The organism is Streptomyces adelaidensis (assembly GCF_016598475.1).
GTDB lineage: Bacteria > Actinomycetota > Actinomycetes > Streptomycetales > Streptomycetaceae > Streptomyces > Streptomyces adelaidensis.
On the sequence record NZ_JAEMUX010000267.1, the window covers coordinates 1 to 826 of the forward strand.

General features: G+C 66.6%; 1 protein-coding gene. It reads left to right on the top strand.

The window, feature by feature from the left end; genetic code table 11:
• Positions 1-98 precede the first annotated feature (98 nt).
• Positions 99-440, top strand: coding sequence for a hypothetical protein (locus I8N67_RS41760; RefSeq protein WP_200309609.1), 342 nt, complete (start codon positions 99-101; stop codon positions 438-440).
• Positions 441-826 lie beyond the last annotated feature (386 nt).

Genomic DNA, 826 nt, shown 5'->3' on the forward strand with positions numbered 1-826 from the left:
CACAGTGATGAATTCCATCTGCAGGAGATCCTGTCATGGGATTCCCATGGAAGGCTTCCCTGCAAGTTCGGTTCGATCGATCTCACAGGAGTCTGTCCATGGACGCATGCGTAGAGCGAGTGGTCTCCTGGCTCAGGAGACTCATTGCCCCCTCCGGGCGTCACCGCGCCGCCCGCCGCCCTTTGGACGTGCCGCTGCCTTCGCTGAGTGAACCGGTGCGGCAATGCCGTCACCCACGTTGCACCCTCGCCCCCACCGTCCAAGCCTGGTACGAGCCCATCGACGGCGCCTCCACCGGGCTCGTGCGCCCCTACCTCGCCGCCCACGAACGTGAGGAGAAGGCCCGGATCCAGCGGCTGCGGCGCTACATCCTGTGGTGTGCCATGTACGGGGTGGACCTCGACAACCGGAACATCCACGCCGGGCTGGGGGCGGCGTGATGGGCGACGGCAGCGGACTCGGGTGCGGCTTCTGCCCTGGAGCGGAGAGCATGGTGGGCCTTCCCTCCTGCTTACGGACGGTGATGGGCCTGTGTCCCGGATTGCAGACCGGATCGAGAGCGGAGGGCTGGTGGACGGGCTGATGAGCCGTGCACGCGATGTCCTAGCTGGGGACGGGGTGGAGCACATGCGTACTGGACTCGCTCTTCCAGCCGTCCAGTTGGTGGACGCGCTCGTGGGCGCGTTGATGGTGGGCGGGTCTCGTGGCGCTTCCCCATGGTGTCGAGGATGCGTCGTCTTCGGCGGGGGCGAAGCGAGAAGGCATTACGTGTGCGGGGGCGGTGAGCGAGATTCAGGCCTTCGGGCTGCTCACACTGCCCGGCAGG

Bases quoted from the DNA above. Each gene is read 5' to 3' on its own strand.
- I8N67_RS41760 (WP_200309609.1), top strand. From the start codon at position 99: ATGGACGCATGCGTAGAGCGAGTGGTCTCCTGGCTCAGGAGACTCATT.